This is a genomic window from Vibrio sp. 1402, assembly GCF_033340275.1.
Genome location: NZ_JAWOWE010000710.1, coordinates 1 through 517, shown reverse-complemented (window position 1 = coordinate 517; position 517 = coordinate 1). Strand labels below are relative to the sequence as shown.

The window sequence follows — 517 nt, the reverse complement described above, 5'->3', positions numbered from 1 at the left end:
ATCCAAGACATCAACATTTTGAGAGATCTGTCCCTTGCCGAAAAACTGTCTCGTGTCGCTCGTTTATGGAAGATGGTTGCCGACCGTGAGCTCGAACCGCTAAACCTAACTTACCCGCGCTGGACGGCGCTTTGGAAGCTGTATCGAATGGGCGACAACATCAGTCAAAAGCAACTTGCTGAAGCGCTTGAGATTGAGCTTGCCTCGTTGATGCGCACGCTAAAACTACTCGAAGAGCAATCGCTCGTTACGCGACGTTGTTGTGAGCATGACAAGCGAGCGCGAATTGTCAGCTTAACGGACGAAGGCAAAGAGCTGTTGATACAAGTGGAAGAACGCATCTTGCAGGTTCGTCGAAAACTGCTCTCAGAAATCAATGACCAAGAGCTAAAGAAATTGGGCTTGGTCCTAGAGCAAATTGCTCACAATGCGCTCGATTCACTTGGCGAATAAAGTCAGAAATCCTAATAAAAAAGAGAAGTAAACGCCTATGACTCCAGACCAAAAGTTCGCGCGT

The 517-nt window shown here is 47.8% G+C and carries 1 protein-coding gene; it reads left to right on the top strand.

Going from position 1 to position 517, the window contains the following annotated elements; genetic code table 11:
* Positions 1 to 453 (top strand): MarR family transcriptional regulator (locus tag R7044_RS28075; protein ID WP_225456374.1); only part of this gene is annotated, 453 nt, incomplete at its 5' end.
* Between the last annotated feature and the right edge of the window lie 64 nt (positions 454 to 517).